The sequence below is a fragment of the Okeania sp. SIO2C9 genome, assembly GCF_010672455.1.
GTDB lineage: Bacteria > Cyanobacteriota > Cyanobacteriia > Cyanobacteriales > Microcoleaceae > Okeania.
Window position 1 is genome coordinate 1 of record NZ_JAAHGO010000286.1, and the last position, 1,108, is coordinate 1,108.

Genomic DNA, 1,108 nt, shown 5'->3' on the forward strand with positions numbered 1-1,108 from the left:
TTAAAAATCCAGGTCAAAGCGTCGTCGGTGACGCGGTATGACAGCTTGGCCAGGAGCTGTACGTCCCACAAAGGAATGGGCTGGATGCAAAGATTATGGTTCGGCGTCGCCGGCCCCAAACAGCCGATCCTGGGGACCGAACTATCGGGTATCGTATCAGATACAGGCAAAGGGGTGACCACATTGAAAAAAGGAGACAGGGTTTTCGCTTTTCCCGGCGTGTCCATGGGAGCCAATGCGGATTACATCTGCCTGCCGGAATCCCAGGCAACCCACATGCCCGCCAATATGACGTTCATAGAAGCCGCCGGCGTTCTCCAGGGAGGCTTGACGGCCTTCGAGTTCCTGAAGCAGGCGGAAATTCAGAAGGGCCAGTCCCTGCTGGTTCTGGGCGCTTCCGGCGGCGTAGGCATTTATGCGGTGCAGATCGCCAAAAAGCTGTTCTCCGCAGAGGTTACGGGAGTGTGCAGCACGGAAAAAATCTCTTTCGTCAAACACTTGGGTGCAGATACGGTGATTGATTACACCAAAGAAAACATTATGGACAGCTCTGAAAAGTTCGACATCATATTCGATACTTATGCGGTCAGCTCCTTCAGGTCCCACAGACTGCTCAAACCCGGGGGAACCTACCTTTTCGCCACATTTGGATTGAAGCAAATCGCCCATATTCTGATGCTGAAACTTTTTTCGTCCTACAAAGCCTTATCGCCCCTGGTCAAAGAAACAAATGAAGATCTGGTCAACCTGAAAAATCTCATCGAGTTGGGCGTCATTAAAACGTATACCGACAGGACCTACCCGCTGGAGCAGGCCGGCGAAGCTCATCAATATATGGAATCGGGCCATAAAAAAGGAAACATCATCCTGACGCATCATTGATTCCTATCGCAATAATGATGCTTTTGTCTTCAGGCAAAAAAAGAAAGCTTGTGCACAAGGATGCTGATACAATACAACAGAACGGAGAGATATAATGCACTGTGAAATTGAAGATTTTAACAAAAACCGCCTGGCTGAAGCCGCATCCTTATTACAGCATCATCAAAAGCGCCATTTGCATAGGATGGGAGACCAGATAGTCCTGAACGAGGAACAATGCCGAAGG

Annotated in this window: 1 protein-coding gene; it reads left to right on the forward strand. The window is 49.5% G+C overall.

The window, feature by feature from the left end; all coding sequences use genetic code 11:
* Positions 1 to 882: NAD(P)-dependent alcohol dehydrogenase (locus tag F6K23_RS41065; protein WP_293167034.1), on the forward strand; the 882-nt coding region annotated here is incomplete at its 5' end.
* Positions 883 to 1,108 lie beyond the last annotated feature (226 nt).